Origin of the sequence: Hymenobacter busanensis (assembly GCF_008727865.1) — a bacterium.
GTDB lineage: Bacteria > Bacteroidota > Bacteroidia > Cytophagales > Hymenobacteraceae > Solirubrum > Solirubrum busanense.
The window spans coordinates 480,908-499,418 of the sequence record NZ_VTWU01000005.1 but is presented as its reverse complement, the minus strand read 5'-3'; the positions used below and the strand labels follow the sequence as shown (position 1 = coordinate 499,418).

Genomic DNA, 18,511 nt, shown 5'->3' with positions numbered 1-18,511 from the left:
CGAAACGAAAGAGCCCGGTTGGCATGGTGCCAACCGGGCTCTTTCGTTTCAGCAATGCCAGAAGATGTTAGCCAGTAGCTTCTTACAGGCCGAAAGCTTGCTTGATCTGGTCGACGTAGTCGAGCTTTTCCCACGTGAAGGTTTCTACCTCGCGGGATTCGCCGTTGGCCAGCTGCACCGTTTTCTTCTGCGACTCGCGGCCCATGTGCCCGTAGGCGGCCGTTTCGCCGAAGATGGGGTTCTGCAAACCGAAGCGCTGCACGATGGCGTAGGGGCGCAGGTCGAAGAGTTGGTCCACTTTTTCGCTGATCTGGCCGTCGGTGAGCTTTTCGCCGTTCGAGCCAGTGGCTTTGGTGGTACCGTAGGTGGTTACGTACAAGCCAACGGGCTTGGCCACGCCAATGGCGTAGGCAACCTGCACCAGTACCTGATCGGCCACGCCGGCCGCTACGAGGTTTTTAGCAATGTGACGAGCGGCGTAAGCTGCCGAGCGGTCAACCTTCGACGAGTCCTTGCCCGAGAAAGCGCCGCCGCCGTGGGCGCCTTTGCCGCCGTAGGTGTCCACAATAATTTTGCGGCCGGTAAGGCCGGAGTCGCCGTGGGGGCCGCCGATAACGAACTTGCCCGTGGGGTTGATGTGGTAGGTAATCTGGTCGGTGAAGAGCTGCTGCACCTCGCTGCTGAGGCCGGCTTTCACGCGCGGAATCAGAATGCCTTTCACATCCTCGGAAATGCGGCGCAACATGGTGTCTTCCGACGAGTCGAAGTCGTCGTGCTGGGTCGATACAACGATGGTGTCGATGGCCTCGGGCTTGTTGTCGTCGCTGTAGCGAATGGTCACCTGCGACTTGGCATCGGGGCGCAAGTAGGTCATCTGACGGCCTTCTTTGCGAATGGCGGCCAACTCGCGCAGCAGGCGGTGCGAGAGGTCGAGGGCCAGGGGCATGTAGTTGTCGGTTTCGCGCGAGGCGTAGCCGAACATCATGCCTTGGTCGCCAGCGCCCTGGTCTTCGGGGTTCTGGCGCTCCACGCCTTGGTTGATGTCGGGGGACTGCTCGTGCAGAGCCGACAGAATGCCGCAGGACTCGGCTTCGAACTTGTACTCGGCTTTGGTGTAACCGATGCGGCGAATCACGTCGCGGGCTACGGTTTGCACATCCACGTAGGCTTTGGACTTCACTTCGCCGGCAACCACTACCAAACCCGTCGTCACGAGGGTTTCGCAGGCTACTTTGGAAGCGGGGTCTTGCCGCAGAAACTCGTCGAGGATAGCGTCGGAAATCTGGTCGGCAACTTTGTCGGGGTGGCCTTCCGAAACGGATTCAGAGGTGAACAGGTAGGGCATTGAATGTACGTGCCGGCGTCGGTGAAACCAGAAACTCGGTGGCGTCGCCCCGGCAGAGCGGGCCACAGAGGGTGGCAAAGCTACCGAAATTCAACCAAGCGGCCCACCCCGATTTTGCTAGCGGTAATTGAGGTGGATGCCGTAACTCTCTTGCTCCAGCACGTCTTTCCAACTCTCAATCAGGGCCTTGTAGGCCACGCCTACCGGCCGAATCTTCCGATTCAGGTCGTACAAACCCAGCGGATTTACCCGATTATTGTCCTCGCGCAGGGCCGTATCCCAGTCAACCTGGTCGAGCAGCGAGTACCAGGTGAAGCCGATGAGGGGTACACCGTCCTGCTTGAGCCGGTGGGCGTTGGCCCATTGGCGCTTCAGCCAGTTGACGGCCTGCGGGTCGGCGAGGTTGGTTTCGGTGTGCATGACGGGGAGGCGGTACCGGTCGTAGTACTGCTTCGTGACGACGTAGTAGCCGAACATGTCGCCGGCGGGCTGCACCGAGCCATCGGAACAGAGCAGGTGCTCGTTGGTGCGGTAGTAGTCGTTGCCCATTACGCACTTGGCTTTGATGTCGGTCTGGCCAAACCAGTGGTACTCGTCGCGGGTCATGCCGTTGTCGAGCAGGAACTCGTACATGGTTACCGACACGGGGTAACCGTAGGTGAGGTCGAGCGACAGGAAGCGCTTTTCGTTCATGTGGTGCGCTTTTTCCAGCATCGACGGCGTTTCGGTATGGAAGTATTCCGACGACTCGCTTTGAATGAAGGTGGCTTCGGGCTGCACTTCCAGAATGGCCAGCATGCCCAGCACGTTGGCCTTGCAGATGGTTTTGAGGGCCGTTACGAAGTCCCGGTCGGAGGCCTTTCGGTCGTTCCACCAGCCGTTCTGGGCCGAGAACATGGCCGCGACGTAGATTTCGTTGATGGGCGTGTAGAGCTGGATGTAGGGGAAGCGCAACGTGAAGGCCCGGCAGTAACTGGCAAAAAGCCGCGGAAAATCGGGGTTCAGGAAGCCGCCCATCCAGTCGGGCACACCGAAGTGGCACAGGTCGACGATGGGCGTGATGTTCAACTCGCGCAGGCGGTTGAAGGTCAGGTCGGTGAATTCCCAGTCATACTGGTCGGGCCCCACGTGGGTGCGGTAGTACGGCGGGCCGTAGCGCAAAAACTCGATGCCCATTTCCTTGACCAGCTCAAAATCCTGCTGCCAATGCTGGTAGTGGCCGGTTTTTTCCAGTTCGTCGACCCGCTTGATGGTACCATTGGGCAATTGAATGGTGGGGTAACTGTTTTCGATGCCCGTGGCAAACATGAACTTGGAAGCGGCCATGCTGGAAGTGTGTAATGAAGAGGCGAACCGGGGAACTACGACAGAGGCAGAGGCATATCAGACACCAGCATCTGGGCAAGGCAAGCCGGTATTTGCCGGCAGGCTGCACGCAGCGCCCGAGGCCGTTGTACGGCGCACTGCCCAATTTGGCTAGGGCGTAGGCGCTGGCGTTGGTCTTGTGCACAAGGCCAGTACCTTTGGCTTTTGGGCCTTGCACGTGGCGGGCCAGCAAGTGGTTTTATGCGCTTTTCTTTACTCAGCTTTGCTTGCCTAACCCTGGTGTCGGTTGCACAGGCCCAGCAACTGCCCGCCGGCTATACCGAGGGCTACATCATCGACAACGCGGGCACGAAGGTGACGGGCCTAGTAGAAAACACGCGCTGGCAGCAAAACCCACGGCAAGTGTATTTCAAAACCGCCCCCGATGCGCAGCCGGTGGTGTACCGCGTAGGGCAGGTGGTGGAGTTTCGCACCGTGGAGGGCGAGTTTTACCGCCGACGCGGTGTGACGGTGGATGTAGCCGAAAACCGGCCCGGCTTTATGGACGTGAATGCGCCGCCCTCGCAGATTGAGCGCGACTCGGTGTGGCTCGATGTGTACGCCGAAGGCAAGCTGACGCTGTACTACCTGCGCGACGCCCGCAACAAAGACCACTTTTACCTGGAAAAAGCCGACCAGGGCCCCGCCGAAATGGTGGTAAACCGCAGCTTGCGCGAGATAAACGGCCGCCGGGTGCAGGCCGAAGACAACACCACCTATAAGCGCATTCTGCAGGAGTTTACCGCCGACTGCGCCCAGGCCTCGACCCGAGCAGCCCAAACGCCTTTCGAAGCCCGGGCCCTGCAGAAACTGGTGCAGTACTACAACGAATGGTGCGGTACCCAATCGGCTACTACCTACGTGCGCAGCGCCGACACCTACCGGACCCGCGTGAAAGTAGGCGCTACCGTGGGAGGGGGCCTCACGCGCCTGGGTTTCAGCACCAACCCGAACTTCAAAAACGCCTACGAAAACCTGGCCTCAATTCACCCCACCGGCCTCACCCCCGTGGGCGGGTTGGGCCTGTACGTGCAGCCCACCCGGCGCCGCAACCAAGTGTACCGGATTGAGCTGCAGTACCAACGCCTACGCGCCGATGCCGATGTTTCGTATTTCGTGGGCGTGGATGACCGGCTGTATGCCCGACACGAGCAGTTGAGCCTGAGCGTGGGGTACCGCCAATTGCTGGGCAGCAGCGTCACGCAGCCGTTCTGGGGCGTAGGGGCTGGCCTGGCGTCGCTGTTTCGCCGCAGCTACACCGTCGAGTACATCGACTCCCGGCAAAAACGGTCGGTTACGCTGCTGGGCGCCCCAGCCGTGCTGGCGCCGGCTGCTCAACTCGAAATTGGGGTGCAGCGTGGCAATTTTGCGCTCAGCCTGCGCGGCGAATACGTGTACCCTAAGCAGGACCTGCTGCCGCCGCCCACGTACCGGAGCACGGCTTTCACCACGGGGCTGCTGGTCACGGCGTTTTTCAAATAGCCCTCGGAGTTCCCTAGGTAACGCTGCTGGCTGGAGTTCCCTCGGCTTATCGGCCGAACCGGCCAATGAAATTTTACAGCCGTCGAAGCTTTCAGATCTTTAAGCAAACCTAGGGATTGAGACGAGCAGGCGTGTTGCCAAGTTAAAAGCTACCCCTGATATCTCTCACAGGGTATCGGCAGGCTCTCCGGTGTAGCTTTGCTCATTCTTTTCTCAACGCCTCTATTGGCCTCTTATGTTTATCCGTTTCGGTCTTCTTCTTTTTTTGCTGCTGGCCGGCATTTCCGTTGTTTCCGCGCAGGTATTTGAGCCGGGGTATCTGGTGTTGAGCAGCGGCGACACCTTGCGCGGCGAAGTAGAAAACAACTTCTGGAACGACCCACCCACTACCGTTCGGTTGCGCAGTGCTGCCGGAAGCCCGGCCGTTGCCTATCCGGCCCGTCGGCTCCGGGCGGTGCAGCTTACCAGCGGCCGGCTGTTGCGCCGCGAGTTGCTCCTCATTGATTTCGGAGCGTCGAACAACCTCAACAAATTGCCTGGCAGCCTAATCATTGCCCAGCGTTCCGATACGGTGCTGGCCGATGTCTTTGTAGAAGGCAGCGCCAGCTTGCTGGGTATTCGGCTCGGTGACGTCAAGCACTTCTTTGTGCGCCGGGAGCAGCGGGCGTATATAGAGCTGGCCGACCGTCAATACTTGGCCGAGCGCGATGGGCGCCAGCAAGTAGTGGACGGCAACAACTACCGCAACCAGCTGCTGGTGTATTTCGGCGACTGCCAGAGCGTGGTACAGGCGCTCGGCAAAACCGCTTTCATGGCCGAAGCACTCAGCAACCTCGTGCAACTCTACAACCAGGACTGTTCAGCCGCCAAGCAACCGGGTCGGGTAGTGGCGGCACGTGCGGTACGGCATTGGGCCAAGGTGCAGGTTGGCCCCACGCTAGGCATGCGTTTCAACGACTTCCGCTTGCATACCTCCGATGCGCCCGGGCAGGAACGCCAAACCTTGGAAAATACCCAGGTCGATGGGCGCTTGCACCCGCAATTCGGTATGTTTTTCGATATCGTGCTGGGGGGGCGCAAATGGGCACTGCACTCCGCTATCAACCGCTCGAACTACGGCGGCACCACACCGGTAGCCTCTCCCAACGGCGACAACGCGTGGAAGGGCACTTTGGAATGGCGCGGTTCGCTCACCACAGTAGATTTTGGCGTGCGCCATTTGCGGCCCCTGGGAGCTACTTATCAATTGGTGCTTGGCATGGGTGCTCAGCTACCGCCGTTCCAATCGGAGAAGGCCAATATGTTGTATTATGGCGACGGCGTCAGCAAACGAACAGTTAGTGGCTTTTCCCTACCTACGCGCAGCTACTATCCACTAAGCAGTTTTTTTTCGAGTTCTATGCTAAGTCTGCCATATCTGGAGGCGGGTATCAAGCGCGACCGACTCACCCTGATGCTCTACGCACGGCGCTATAACAGAGACGCCTACTCTGATCCGTTGGTTGTGGCCGGCGTGTTGGACTTATACCAATCCGGTACGCCCTTTCCGTATGGGTACAGCTACACCGGCCGGCTGCTCAGCTTTGCCTTGAGTCTGGGTTTTCAGCTCAACGCTAACTCCGACAAACAACCGCTGCGCTAGCCAGGTAGCATCAGGAAAATGGCCCGTACGACAGCACGTTGAAGAGGTGCCAGCCCAGCGCCGTCAGCGCCACGGGCAGCCACTGGTAGCGAAACGGCCAGCGCGCCAGCAGCACGGCGGCGTAGCAGAGCAGCAACGGCACCAGCGTGAACGTGAGACGTTCCTGGTAGTAGCCCAGCCCCAGCAGAAACCCGCCGAAAAGCAACAACAGAAACCCCAGCGGCTGTGGCAGCGCAGGTGCCTCCGCGGCACGCCGCAGGCGCATAAGCAGCCACACCCCGGGCACCGCCACCAGGAAAAACACGATGCCGTTGAGCGACCGGCCAAAGTCGCGCAGGCGAGCAGCTACGGTAGGCCACCAGTCGGCCGACGGCTGCTGGAGCAGGTCGAGCACCCAGACCAACTGCCGGTAGCGCGCTACTTCGTGGTTGTAGTACGTCACGCCCTGGCTTTTCAGCAGGACAATCCAGCCCAGGGTAGGCAGGGCAAATGCGCCGCTCACGAGCAGCATCTGCAGCCAGAAACGGCCAGGAGGCCCGTTAGTGCGTCGTTGCCAGCCGGCGTACCAGAGACAGGGCAGGCACAATACAAAGTTGCCGTACACCAGTGGCAACAGGCCCAGCACCAGTGCCAGCGTGACAAGCGGCGGGCTGGTTATTGGCCGCTTGTGCAGCCACAGGAGCAGCGCCAGGCAAAACAGCGGGGTAAAAAAGCAGAACATCTGCTGATGAGCCGTCCAGAAAAACGCCTTGGTTATCTGGCCCGATGCCATGAACACCATCAGGGTGTACATGACTCCCGCGGAACCCTGCCCCGCCGTGAGGCGCGGATACAGCCATGCAAACAGCCACAGACTGGCTATCAGCACGCCGAAATTCAGCAGCACAAATACCGGGTAGAGCCCAATCAATTCGGCCAGCGGAATGGGTACCGGCGTGGTGTTCCAAAAATAGGTTTGCACCGTTTGCTCCCCAACCAAGCGCGTAAAAAGCGGCGCCAGCGGATAGCCCACGGCTGCGGCCAGCAGCACAAACAACGGCCGCGACTGCCGCACTTCCCCGGCTTGCAGCAACGTGGCCGGGTGCGCCGCCGCCGCGATGTACCCGAACGAGTCGTAGTTGAGCACGAAGCCGGTGCGCCGGCTTAGCTGCACGTAGGTTCCGTAGTAGTCCTCGGCTCCGGCGGGCGGCGGCGCCAGCAGCAGTGAAAGCGCCGCCGCCAATACCAGGGCGACGATGATAAGCAGGTTTTTCACGCGGGCAGGACCGAATTCGGAGCAGTAGAATAAGAGAAAATGCGCCCTTGGATAAGAAGGTGTTACCCGTCTAACGAGTAGCTGGTAGGTGCGCAACGCGGCAAGGTAGGGCGAGGCCCCGGTTCGTGCAACGCCCGGTAGCCCAGTTCCTTCATCTGGCGGGTAAACGCTGGCGAGGCGGCGGCAACGCAAGCTCGACCAACCTTGCCTTTTACTTCCGCGTTTCAACCGCATCCACACCTTTCTCCCCATGAAATACGTCTCCTCCCTGTTGCTGGCCGGCACGCTGCTGGCGTCGGTTCCTGCGGCTACGGCCCAGCAAGCCAGCTCGCCTTACCGCACCCGCTTCGCCGTCGATGCGCCCATTACGGCTTTGTTCGGCATTGGGGCCGGTACGGGCCTGTACCTCATCCAGCAGAAGCACGGCCTTTCCGAAGCCGAGCAGGCCGCCCTCAACAAAAACGACGTGCCGAAAATCGACCGGTGGGTGGCGGGCAAATACAGCGACAACGCCCAGTTGGCCAGCGACCTGCTGTGCTACCCCACGCTCGTTATTGCGCCCGGTCTGCTGGCGCTGAACGACAACGTGCGCGGCCGCTACGGCCAGGTGCTGGGCCTCTACGTGCAAGCCCTGGCCTTTTCCGATGCTGCCTTCACGCTTTCGGCCGGCAACGTGTACCGCTACCGCCCCTACCTCTACGGCACCGAAGGCCCGGCCAACAAGCGCGGCAGCCGCATTGCCACCAACTCGTTTTTTGCCGGCCATACTGCCCACACCGCTACGGCCACGTTTTTCGCGGCCAAGGTTTTTCACGACTTCAACCCCGACTCGCCGGCCCAGCCCTACGTGTGGGGCGCCGCCGCGCTGGTGCCGGCCGGCGTAGCCTTGTTCCGCATGGAGGCCGGCAAACACTTCCTCACCGACAACCTGTTGGGCTACACGGTGGGCGCGGCCTCGGGCATTCTGGTGCCGCAGCTGCACAAAACGGCGGGGCGCGCGGGCATGTCGGTGGTGCCGCTGCGGGGTATAAACGCCAACGGTTTCGGCTACAGCGGCCTGCTCATCAGCAAACAATTGTAGCCGCAGCCGGCCGTAGCACGTGTTACGGCCGGCTTGTGCCGGTGGCTCCGGTAGTACCAGCGGCCGGTTGCCCGCGCAGGTTGGTTTCAAACAGCTTCAGAATGCGCTTGTACTCGTCGGTCCACGACGAAGGCTCCACGAAGCCGTGGTCTTCCATGGGGTACACGGCCAGTTCCCAGTTGTCTTTGCCCAGCTCAATGAGCCGCTGCGACAGGCGCACAATATCCTGGAAGTGCACGTTGGTGTCTACCATGCCGTGGCACATCAGCAGAGCGCCCTTCAGCCCTTCGGCGTAGTAAATGGGCGACGAGCGGGCGTAGGCCAGGCTGTCGGTATATGGCTCGTTGAGAATGTTGGCGGTGTAGGGGTGGTTGTAGTGCGCCCAATCGGTGACGGAGCGCAAGGCGCCACCGGCCCGAAACACGTCGGGCTGCGTGAACATGGCCATGAGCGTGATAAAGCCGCCGTAGCTGCCGCCGTAGATGCCGATGCGCTGCGGGTCTACGTTGTACTTGTCGACCAGCAGCTTGGCGCCGTCGAGGTGGTCGTCGAGGTCTTTGCCGCCCATGTGGCGGTAGATGCCGGTGCGCCAGTTGCGGCCGTAGCCGCTGGAGCCGCGGTAGTCGATGTCGAGCACCGTGTAGCCACGGTCGGCCAGCAAGTTGTTGAACATGTACTCGCGGAAGTACTGGCTCCACCACTTGTGGGCGTTCTGCAAGTAGCCCGCGCCGTGCACAAACACCACCGCCGGCCTAGTGGGGTCTTGCTGCGCCGGGCGGTAGAGGCGGGCGTATACCTGCGCTCCGTCGCGGGCCTGAATGGTCACGATTTCCGGCTCGCGCCATTTGTAGCTCTCGAACTCGGGCGTGGTGGAGTGGGTGAGCTGGCGCATTTTGGCGCCGGACTTGTTGTCCATCACGTATAGCTCCCAGGGCCGATTGGCAGCGCTGTGGCGCACCAGCAGCGTTTTTTCGTCGGGCGAGAGGCTGACTTCGTGGGCGCCGGTTTGGGAGGTGAGTTGGGTGAGGGCGCCACCGTCAAGCGGCATGCGGTAGAAGTGCTGCTCGCCCGGGTGCACTTTGTTGGCCGTCAGGTACCACTGCTTTTTATCCTTTGAGAGCTGCGCGGTCTGCACTTCAAAGTTGCCGCTAGTCAGGGCCTTTTTCTGCCCGGTGCGCACATCCACGGTGTAGAGGTGCGAGTAGCCGCTTTCCTCACTCTGAAACCACACGCGCTGGTTGTCGGGCATCCAGCCCACGTTGCCTTGCTCGTAGCCGATGCCCGGGCCGTTGATCCACGCATCGTCGTGCTGCCGGTCGAGCAACGTAATCTTCTGTGTGGCTGGGTCGAAACTCACAATCCAACGGTCCTTGTTGTCCATCGACCGCACGACCAAAAAGGCGCGTTGGCCGTTGTCGGACCACAACGGACCGTAGCCCACCACGCGGCGGGTTTCCGGCTTGGCCGCGGTGGCTGGTTTGCCATCGGCTGCGGCCGGCGCGGGCTTGGCTTTGGCCGGATAGTCCTTACGAAAAGCGGGCTGCTCGTCGAGGCCCGGCAGGTCTTTGTAGCTCAGCGTCACGGCTGTGTCGCGGCCAATGTCGTAAATGCCCAGCTCGTAGCTTCGTTGGGCGGCACCCACTTTGTTGCGGGTCGTGATGTCCTCGGTGAAACCCGAGGCCGTGACGTAATTGGGCACGTTGGCCAGCTTGTCGGCGGCCGGGTCCAGGGTAAGGGTGTAGGTCACGAAGCGCCCATCGGGGCTCAGGCGCAGGTTCTCCACGTTCTGGCTGCCGAGGTAAATGGCTTTGGGCCGCAACCGGGCCAGTGCCTTCTGCTGCCGCTCCCGGGCCTGGCGGTCCTGCTCGCGCTGGCGCACCACGCCCATCAGGGCCAGCTGCTGAGCCCGCAGGGCCTGTTCGGCCCGGTCGCCTTTGCTCACGGCTGGCCGGCTGCCGCGCCGTAACTCGGTCCGTTGCACAGTTTCGCCGGTGGCCGGGTTCCAGGTAAACAAGTTGCCGCCGCGCGTGTAACTGATGAGTTGCCCAAGCAAGGCGAAATCGGGGTCCGATTCGCGCTCGGCGGTGCTGGCTACCCGCCGCGTTTTGCCCGATTTCAGGTCCAGCAGCAGAATGTCGCCGTCTTTTTCGTACACCTTTCGGCTGCGCGTGGCGTCGTAAATGCCGCGTTGGGCGGGCAAGTCGCGCTGTTCGCGCAGGCTCACTTTACGCACGTTTTTGCCATCGGGGCTCATGCTGTAGAGCGAGTCGCGGCGGGCTTTGTCGGGGTTCCAGCTGAAGTAGATGCGCTTCCCGTCTTCGCTCCAGTAGGCATTGGAGGGCAAGCCCCCGAGCCACTGCGCCGGTTCGCGCATGATTTTTTCGACTGTGAGGGGCGCAAGGGGCGTGGTTTGGGCCTGCACCGATGCTACCGGAAGCAGCCACAGCAGCCGCAGGGCAATAGAAAAACGCATAAGGGAAACGGGGAAAAGCGAAAGGCAGGCGCAACATACGCAGCGCGAAAGACAGCGCGCCCAAAGGCGCGTTGCAAAGCACCGCGCCGCTGCGGATGGCTGCATCAAGGCGCCTGGTTCGGTGGTTAGGTTGCGCCCAACCGAGGCGCTGCAGCAACTGGCGACCTTAGAAGGTAAGCTTGGGGTGCTGCTCGTCAAAAGTGGTGGCGTCTTGGTAGGCCTTCACCAAGGCCAGCAGCTTGCCTTCCTCAAAGAGCTGCCCCATAAACGTAATGGTTTGCGGCAGGCCTTCTTTAGTGAAACCGTTGGGCACGGCCACGGCCGGGTGCCCGGTGAGGTTAGTCAGTACCAGATTGCGGCTGAACGAGGGCGCCAGGTAGCCGTCGAGGCCCTGCAGGCGCTTGGCCATATCGTCGATGAGCAAGGTGCGGTAGCGCTGCGCCTGGATGTATTCGACGGCCGGAATGAACCGCGAGGAGCGGAAGATATTGGGCCAGGCGTTGCGGTCCTGCTTCACCATCTGCTGGTCGCGGCCCGAGCGCGTGAGGTCGTCGAAGGCGGCGGCGCCTTCGGCCGTGAGCAGGTAGGTAATGTCGTTGGCCGGCAACGGCGGCAGCTCCAGCGGCACCAGCTCAATGCCCAGCCGGCGCAGCGCCGCCAGCGTAGCTTCGTCGTTGGCTTTGTTGGGATAGGCGCGTTCGAAATCGGCTTTCAGGTACCCGATGCGCAGCTTCTTCACGTCCACATCGAAAGCGTAGCGAAACTCGGCGGGCACAAGCAGTGTAGCGGCGTCGCGGCGGTCTTGCCCCACCAGCGCATCGAATACCACGGCGCAGTCTTCGGCCGAGCGGGCAATGGGGCCGACTTTGTCCATCGTCCAGCTCAGGGCCATGGCGCCAGCCCGACTTACGCGCCCAAACGACGGCCGCAGCCCCGTGACGCCGCAGGCCGTGCTGGGGCTCACAATCGAGCCCAGGGTTTCGGTGCCGATGGCAAAAGGCAGCAAGCCCGCCGCCACCGCCGCTGCCGACCCGGCCGACGAGCCGCTTGAGCCTTTTTCTACGTCCCAGGGCGTGCGCGTGCGGCCGCCGTACCACACGTCGCCCATGGCCAGCTCGCCCAGCGTGAGCTTGGCGCAGAGCACGGCGCCGGCCTCGCGCAGGCGCGTCACCACGGCCGCATCCTCGTCCAGCGTCTGGTCTTTGTAGGGCACCGAGCCCCAAGTGGTTTTGTAGCCTTTCGTGCTGAACAAATCCTTGGCTCCGTACGGAATGCCGTGCAAGGGGCCGCGGTAGCGGCCCTGCTTGATTTCCGCATCGGCGGCGCGCGCCTGCTGCAGGGCCAGCTCCTCGGTCAAGGACGTGACGCAGTGTAGCTTGGGGTCGAAACGCTTCAGCCGGTCGAGGCAGAAGCGCGTCAGCTCTTCCGACGAAATCTGCCTGGTACGAAGCAACTCGCCGAGCTGCCGCACCGAGTAAAAGGCAAGGTCGTCGCGGGTGGCAGGCAGCATTACCTTGCCCGGCTTGGGCAGCTTGTCGTTGCCGACGGGTGCGGCGGGCTGCCAGCTGCTCGGCACTGGGTTGAACACCGTGGCCGGTGCTACGCTGTTGGGCAGCGCCACTTTGCGGTTGGCCGCGTAGTTGTCGCGGTATTCGGCCAGGTCGCGGCGCACCGAATCGAGCTGGGCATCGGAGAATTGCAGGCCGAACAACTCCTGGGCGGCCCGTACCATGGGCACCGTAATGGCAGCGGGCGTGTCGGCGGCCGTGGTGAGGGCGCCGAGGGCAAAGCAGCCGGCTCCGGTGAATACCAGTGGCAGCAATCGGTAGAGGTGACGCATGGGTAGTAGCAAGGGAAAAATCACGTGGCCCGCAAAGTACAGTAATCCGAACCCGCTCAGAAAACGTTAACCTAACAAGCTCATATCACGACACTTTCACCCTACCCTTTTCGCTCATGACCCGACTTTCTACCCTGTTTGGTGGTGGCCTGTTGCTGCTGGCAGCAACGGCTACACCCGCCGCCGCGCAAGTTGTGGCCACCTACCCGGTGGGCACTACCACCCTCACTCTCTCGAATCTGGCCACTGGGCTGAACGTACCCTGGCACCTGGAATGGGGTCCCGACAATTTTATCTGGATGACCGAGCGTGTGGGCCGCGTGAGCCGCATCGACCCGGCCACGGGCCAGGTGCAACTGGTAGCCACCATTGCCGACGTCACCCAAACCGCCGAAAGCGGACTGCTGGGCATGGCGCTGGTGCCGAACAGTGTGGCCGGGCAGCCGCTGTGGGTGTATGTGGTGTACAACTACACCGACGGCGGCACCGTCAAGGAAAAGCTGGTGCGCTTCGACTACACGAACGGCGCGCTGACTAACCCTACCACCATTCTCAGCAACCTGGCGGGCGCCATGTACCACAACGGTTCCCGCGTTATTCTGCTGCCCGACCGCACGCTGCTGATGACTACCGGCGACGCTACCAACACCAGCTTCGCCCAGGACCCGCAGAACCTGAACGGCAAAATCCTGCGCCTGAACCTCGACGGCACCGTACCGGCCAACAACCCCACGCCCGGCAGCTTGGTGTACACCCGCGGGCACCGCAACCCGCAAGGGCTGGTGCAGGTTCCGGCCACGGGCTTCGTCTACAGCTCGGAGCACGGACCAAACAACGATGACGAAGTGAACAAGATTGAGGCGGGCCGCAACTACGGCTGGCCCAACGTGGAAGGCTTTTGCAACCTGCCCGCCGAGCAAACCTTCTGCGCGGCCAACAACGTGCGCGAGCCGCTGATGGCCTGGACCCCGACCCTGGCCGTGTCGGGGTTGGCTCACTACAACCACCCGGCCATTCCAGAATGGAGCAATTCGCTGCTGCTCAACAGCCTCAAGGCGGGGCGCTTCCAGCAGCTGCCGCTTTCGGCGGCGGGCACCACTATTAACGCGGCCAATCCGCTTTGGAACGGCACCTACGGCCGCCTGCGGGCCATTTGTGTTTCACCGCAGGGCAAAATCTACATCGGCACCAGCAACCGCGACGGCAGCGGCGCGCCCGGCGCCACCGATGACCGCATTCTGGTACTCGAAAACCGCGCGTATTCAACCACGGCCACGGCTACAGGCCAACTGAAAAAAACGTTTACGCTGTCCCCCAACCCGGCCTCGTCTACCGCCACGGTGCAGTTCTCGGCTCCGCTGCAGGCGGGGGCTGAGCTGCAAGTGCACGATGCCATGGGCCGGGCCGTGTATCGCGCCATTGTTCCCGCTGGCCAGCAGCAACTGACCCTGCCGGGCCAGCTTTGGCGGTCGGGCATGTACACCGTACGCCTTGCTTCAGGCACCCAGTCTTTCACTACCCAACGGCTGGTGCTTACGCGGTAGTCAATGCTGGTAGTCCTACAATAAAAAAAGCGGCGCCTCCTTTCGGAAGCGCCGCTTTTTTGCGGGTAAGCAGGCGTTGTTATTCGACTGCTACTTGGCGAGTAACCATCTCCTGGCCAACCTGCAGACGCAGGGTGTACAGGCCGCGGGCCAGGCCCGTGGTCGAGAGCTGCTGCTCACCGGCACCGTTGGTCAGCGAGAGTGCCTCAACCCGTACCACCTGGCCCAGCGTGTTGGTCAGGGTAGCCTGAGCTTTGCGCGCCGTGTTCACCGCACCGCTGATGCGGACAGTCAAGCGGCCCGTGCTGGTGGGGTTGGGGAACACGTCGACCGAGCCGACGGCCAGCTCGTGGCGGGCGGCCAGCACGGCCGAGCTGATGGTGAAGGCGCCCTGGGTGTCGGCGTTGCCGAAGCCCGAGACGGCCACGTAGTAGGTCGTGCCCGCCGTCAGGCCGGCGAAGGAGACCGTGCCCACCGACTGGTTGGTGGCCGCGGCGCGGCAGCCCACCTGCTGGAAGCCGGTCGAGCACGTGGCGGCCGTGTAGAGGCGCACCATGCCCGTGGCCGCGCCCGTCAGCGTCAGGCTCAGGCCCGTGGCGCCGGCCGGCACCGTCACCGTGTACCACACGTCGCGCGGCGCGTTGGCCGGCGAGCAGGCCGGCAGCTGCGCCGGGATGCCGCCCACCGTCGTGGCCGTGGCGCCCGTGTTGTTGCTCTGCACCACCGTACCCAAGGTCAGGGGGTTAGCAGCGCAAGGTTCGTCGTTCAGCGCCGGCGCCGCGTTCGTGCGGAAGCAAGCCTGTACCGAAGCCTGGCTGGTGCCAATGGTGGTACCGCAGTTTTTGTACACGAAGAAGCAGTAGTTGGTGTTCGACAGCAAGCCGGTCAGCGTGAGGCTAGAAGCCGTCAGGCCCGTTACCAGCGTGTTGCCCGTGCCACCGGCAGTAATGTTGCCTTGGCCGTATTCCACGTTGTAGGTTTCACCGGCTCCCAGCGTACCAGCCCACGTGAGCGTGGCACCGGTAGCGGTAATGGCATTAGCAGCTGGTGCCGTGGGCACGATGCAAGCACCGGCTCCTACTTTCACGCAGATGGTGAATCCACCTTGGGCCACCGGAATGGTAGCCGTCGTGTTGGGGTATACCCGCACGTAGTACGTGTCGCCAACCGTCAAGCCCGAAGCGTTGAGTCCGTTGGTGTTGCCGCTGGTGTACGTGTTGCAGGCAATGCTGGTGAGGGTAGCGCAAGCGCCGCTGAACACCTGAACCACTGCACTGCTGAACTGCGGCGTAACCACCACGTCGTGCGAGGTAGTCGTGGCCGTGAACTTGTACCATACGTCGTTGGCGGTGGTTACCGTACCGCAGCTGGTAGTCAGGGGCTGCGACGGGGTGGCAAACGTGATGTAGCCGCTTACCGGAGCCGTGCAGTTCTGGCTGGGCGTCACGCTCACGGCGTTGGCACAGTTGTCGTTGGCCGGGATGGGCGGCGGCGTTACCGAGCGCACGCAGATAGCCAGGTCACCCGCAGCGTCGTTGCCATACTCCCATACCCGCACGTAGATGGTCGAGCCGGGCGTCAGGCCGGTACGGTCGATGTACGAGAAGAGGCCGTTGGCGGAGTCGTCGTCGTCGCACTCGATGCTTACGAGGTTGCCGCAGGTGCCGGAGTAGATTTCCATGCCCGTATCGGTGATGGGGCTGCCAGTCACGCCGTCCGTTTCAAAGGTCAGAGCGCCGTTGGCCGGTACCGTTACCTGGAACCACACGTCGCCGCCTTGGTAGTTGGCACACGTTGGAGCAGGTGCACCAGCCGAGCCAGTGGCACCGGCCGTCGTGAAGACGGTGCGGGTGGTGCAAGCGCTGCCATTCGATACCTGCAGCACCTGAGCGGCCGAGCACTCGTCGAAGCCGGTAGATACCGGAGCTGGGTTCAGGCAGATGGTGAATGCACTCGTGCCGATGGAAGGAGCCGTAGCCGTGTTGGGGTAAACGCGGGCGTAGTACGTGTCGCCGGCAGTCAGGCCAGCCACGCGCAGGGTGCGGGCACCGCCGGTGGTAAAGGTTCCACAGAACACGCTCGTCGACGTGTTGCAGTTACCCGAACGCACGTCCAGGATGCCTGCGAACTGACCGTCGATTACCACGTTGTGAGCGGCAGCCGTAGCCGTGAAGCTGTACCACACATCCAAAGCCGAGGTAACCGTGGTCGAGCCGCAGTTAGCCGTGGGCGCAATCGACTGCGTGGCGCTGGCTACCGTGCCGTTGAGCGGCGTGGTGCAGGTCGTCGTCAGGGGCAGCGCAATGGCGCCGGCGCAGTTGTCGTTGGCCGGAGCCGGCGGCGCTGCGATAAAGCGTACGCAAATGGCGGCGGTACCCGTGGGGGCAGCGTCGTTGTACTTCCACACCCGCACGTACACAGTCGAGCCCGGCGTGAGGTTGTTGCGCTCTATATAAGAGAAGTTACCGTTGGCCGAGTCGTCGTCGTCGCACTCGATGCTGGTCAGGTTAGCACAAGCACCCGAGTAGATTTCCATGCCCGTGTCGGTAATGGCGCTGCCGGTTTCCGAATCGGTTTCAAAAATCATCGTACCGGGGGCCGTGGGTACCGTTACCTGGAACCAGATGTCGCCACCCTGGTAGTTGGCACACGTAGGTGCCGGAGCACCGGAAGAAGCCGTTGCGGCCGTCAGGTTGAATACCGTACGCGTGGAGCAGGTGGCGCTGTTCGATACCTGCAACACTTGGGCGGTGGCGCAATCGTCGTTGGCAGGTCCGTTCGGAGCTACGTTCACGCACACCGTAAAGGTGCCGGTGGTAGGAGCGGTGGTCGTGTTGGGGTATACGCGTACGTAGTACGTGCTGCCGATTGTCAAACCGGCTACGCGCTGGGTGCGGGCCGTGGTAGCCGTAAACGTATTGCAGGCGAGGCTGGTGGACGTGGTGCAGTTGCCCGAGCGGATATCAACTACGCCGGCAAACTGACCGCCTACCACAATGTTGTGCGCCGTCGACGTTGCAATAAAGCGGTACCATACATCGGCGGCCGACGTTAAGGTCGTAATGCCGCAGCTAGCCGTGGGCGCTACCGATTGCGTGGCGCTGGCAACGGTGCCAGCTACCGGCGAGGCGCAGTCGGCCGTAACCGGCACCACTACCGCAGCGCTGCAGTCGTCGTTAGAGGGCGGCAAGGCCATGGTGGTTACCGTCGTCGTGACGGCAGTCGAGGTTTGTCCGCCGGCACAGTTGGCCGTTACGCTGATGGTGTAAACCGTATTGGGCGTCAGGCCCGTCAGGTTTACCGGCGAGGTCGTGGGAGCAGGCGTTACCGTTTGGGCAGTGCCGCCGGCAGCCGTGTAAGTCACGGTGTAGCTGGTGGCCGAAGCGTTGGTTACAAACGCTGCCTGCGCAGTGGTGCTGGAAGCCGAAGTGGCGGCCAAGTTGCGCACCGGATTGCAGGTAGCCGCAGCCGACGGCGTGAAGGCGTAGATCTGACCGGCGGCGGGCTTAACGAAGATGTTGTTGTTTTCAACGGTGGAGCTAACCGTCGGAGCGGCTACGGCATCACTTACCGACAAAAACGACCCGCTGCCCGTGCCCAAGCCCGACAAACCAATGGAAGCGCCCGAGGTGGCGGTAGCATTGGTGGGGGCGCTTTCGGGACGGTAGATAAATTCTACGCGGTTGGTGCCTTCATAAAGTTTCACCTGAAAGGAGATGACCGGACCGGTAGCGTTGTAACGCCATTCCCAGTTCAGCCACTCAAAAGTGAACACGCGGTTGGGCGCAGTACCCGAGGTTAGGTACGAGCCTTGGGCGGTGGCACCCGTCGGGCGGCCATCCATGTCGTCCCACAACGGTGCTACCAACGGGCGGTTGGCGGCAGTGCCCGTTGCCAGGTTGTTCGTCAGTGACGACGACGTGGCCGTGGGGCTAAACGTCAGGTAGCCGTCAGAAGCGGCTTTTACCGACGTGTAAACCGTGCCGTCGAACACGAAATTGAATCCCAGCGGAATGCTGGGGGTCAGGTACGTGTCGGCCAGAATATCGGGCAACACGGTACCGCCGGTGAGCGGGGTGTACGTACCCTGCGAAGCCGCGAAGGTGTACGTGTCTACTTGTGCGTGCGCGGTGCTCAGCCCGGTAAGGCTTAAAACCAGCGCCACAACAGCATGGCGCCAGTTCGAGGCACGCCATCTACTGCGTAATTTTTGCATCATAAAAAAGGGTTGGGTGGTTAGGGTTGGGCAGGAAAGAAAGCAAGTTGACTCTACTCTTGGGCGAGAAAGATAAAGAAAGGACGTGACGCCTCAAGCGCAGCTCGTCTTTTATTCTATATACTACATAAACGATGAATGGTATGTATGCCTACTAGTAGGAGTACATCACCCGTGTTGCCCCCTGAAATTTCGGCTGGCCGGATCAACTTCGGTCCGAATCCGATATGGGCCTTACTACTCCAGCGGCCAACAAATTCGCGGGCCA

At 62.0% G+C, this 18,511-nt stretch carries 10 protein-coding genes; 4 read left to right on the top strand and 6 right to left on the bottom strand.

The genetic code is table 11. The features are described from left to right. Positions 1 to 82: 82 nt before the first annotated feature. Positions 83 to 1,345, bottom strand: a complete 1,263-nt coding sequence (metK, locus tag F0P96_RS15515) for a methionine adenosyltransferase (protein WP_151079819.1) — start codon at positions 1,343 to 1,345, stop codon at positions 83 to 85. Between the two features lie 117 nt (positions 1,346 to 1,462). Then, positions 1,463 to 2,671, bottom strand: coding sequence for a family 1 glycosylhydrolase (locus F0P96_RS15510; protein ID WP_151079818.1), 1,209 nt, complete (start codon positions 2,669 to 2,671; stop codon positions 1,463 to 1,465). A 240-nt stretch (positions 2,672 to 2,911) separates the two neighbouring features. On the opposite strand from F0P96_RS15510, the gene F0P96_RS15505 reads away from it, so the two are divergent. Continuing rightward, positions 2,912 to 4,192 carry a hypothetical protein gene (locus tag F0P96_RS15505; RefSeq protein WP_151079817.1) on the top strand — a complete coding sequence of 427 codons (1,281 nt, stop codon included), beginning with the start codon at positions 2,912 to 2,914 and terminating at the stop codon, positions 4,190 to 4,192. Between the two features lie 235 nt (positions 4,193 to 4,427). After that, entirely contained in the window at positions 4,428 to 5,834 is a 1,407-nt protein-coding gene (locus F0P96_RS15500) for a hypothetical protein (protein WP_151079816.1), read from the top strand. A 10-nt stretch (positions 5,835 to 5,844) separates the two neighbouring features. Here the strand turns inward: F0P96_RS15500 and F0P96_RS15495 are convergent, their stop codons facing one another. Next, positions 5,845 to 7,089 (bottom strand): hypothetical protein, encoded by a 1,245-nt coding sequence (locus tag F0P96_RS15495; RefSeq protein ID WP_151079815.1) that lies wholly within the window; start codon positions 7,087 to 7,089, stop codon positions 5,845 to 5,847. Between the two features lie 250 nt (positions 7,090 to 7,339). Here F0P96_RS15495 and F0P96_RS15490 point away from each other — a divergent pair, with 250 nt between their 5' ends. Continuing rightward, positions 7,340 to 8,170, top strand: a complete 831-nt coding sequence (locus F0P96_RS15490; protein WP_151079814.1) for a phosphatase PAP2 family protein — start codon at positions 7,340 to 7,342, stop codon at positions 8,168 to 8,170. Between the two features lie 22 nt (positions 8,171 to 8,192). On the opposite strand, the gene F0P96_RS15485 is transcribed toward F0P96_RS15490, so the two are convergent. Further along, positions 8,193 to 10,643 carry a S9 family peptidase gene (locus F0P96_RS15485; protein ID WP_151079813.1) on the bottom strand — a complete coding sequence of 817 codons (2,451 nt, stop codon included), beginning with the start codon at positions 10,641 to 10,643 and terminating at the stop codon, positions 8,193 to 8,195. Between the two features lie 166 nt (positions 10,644 to 10,809). Continuing rightward, on the bottom strand, positions 10,810 to 12,483 hold the full coding sequence (locus tag F0P96_RS15480; protein WP_151079812.1) for an amidase: 1,674 nt from the start codon (positions 12,481 to 12,483) through the stop codon (positions 10,810 to 10,812). Positions 12,484 to 12,599: 116 nt separating this feature from the next. Between F0P96_RS15480 and F0P96_RS15475 the strand changes: the two genes are divergently transcribed. Continuing rightward, positions 12,600 to 14,027, top strand: a complete 1,428-nt coding sequence (locus F0P96_RS15475; RefSeq protein ID WP_151079811.1) for a PQQ-dependent sugar dehydrogenase — start codon at positions 12,600 to 12,602, stop codon at positions 14,025 to 14,027. A gap of 79 nt (positions 14,028 to 14,106) precedes the next feature. Here F0P96_RS15475 and F0P96_RS15470 read toward each other — a convergent pair whose 3' ends face one another. Then, entirely contained in the window at positions 14,107 to 18,246 is a 4,140-nt protein-coding gene (locus tag F0P96_RS15470) for a fibronectin type III domain-containing protein (protein WP_151079810.1), read from the bottom strand. Positions 18,247 to 18,511: the final 265 nt, after the last annotated feature.

Bases quoted from the DNA above. Each gene is read 5' to 3' on its own strand.
- F0P96_RS15510 (WP_151079818.1), bottom strand. From the start codon at position 2,671: ATGGCCGCTTCCAAGTTCATGTTTGCCACGGGCATCGAAAACAGTTAC.
- F0P96_RS15505 (WP_151079817.1), top strand. From the start codon at position 2,912: ATGCGCTTTTCTTTACTCAGCTTTGCTTGCCTAACCCTGGTGTCGGTT.
- F0P96_RS15490 (WP_151079814.1), top strand. From the start codon at position 7,340: ATGAAATACGTCTCCTCCCTGTTGCTGGCCGGCACGCTGCTGGCGTCG.
- F0P96_RS15480 (WP_151079812.1), bottom strand. From the start codon at position 12,483: ATGCGTCACCTCTACCGATTGCTGCCACTGGTATTCACCGGAGCCGGC.
- F0P96_RS15475 (WP_151079811.1), top strand. From the start codon at position 12,600: ATGACCCGACTTTCTACCCTGTTTGGTGGTGGCCTGTTGCTGCTGGCA.
- F0P96_RS15470 (WP_151079810.1), bottom strand. From the start codon at position 18,246: ATGATGCAAAAATTACGCAGTAGATGGCGTGCCTCGAACTGGCGCCAT.
- metK (WP_151079819.1), bottom strand. From the start codon at position 1,345: ATGCCCTACCTGTTCACCTCTGAATCCGTTTCGGAAGGCCACCCCGAC.
- F0P96_RS15500 (WP_151079816.1), top strand. From the start codon at position 4,428: ATGTTTATCCGTTTCGGTCTTCTTCTTTTTTTGCTGCTGGCCGGCATT.
- F0P96_RS15485 (WP_151079813.1), bottom strand. From the start codon at position 10,643: ATGCGTTTTTCTATTGCCCTGCGGCTGCTGTGGCTGCTTCCGGTAGCA.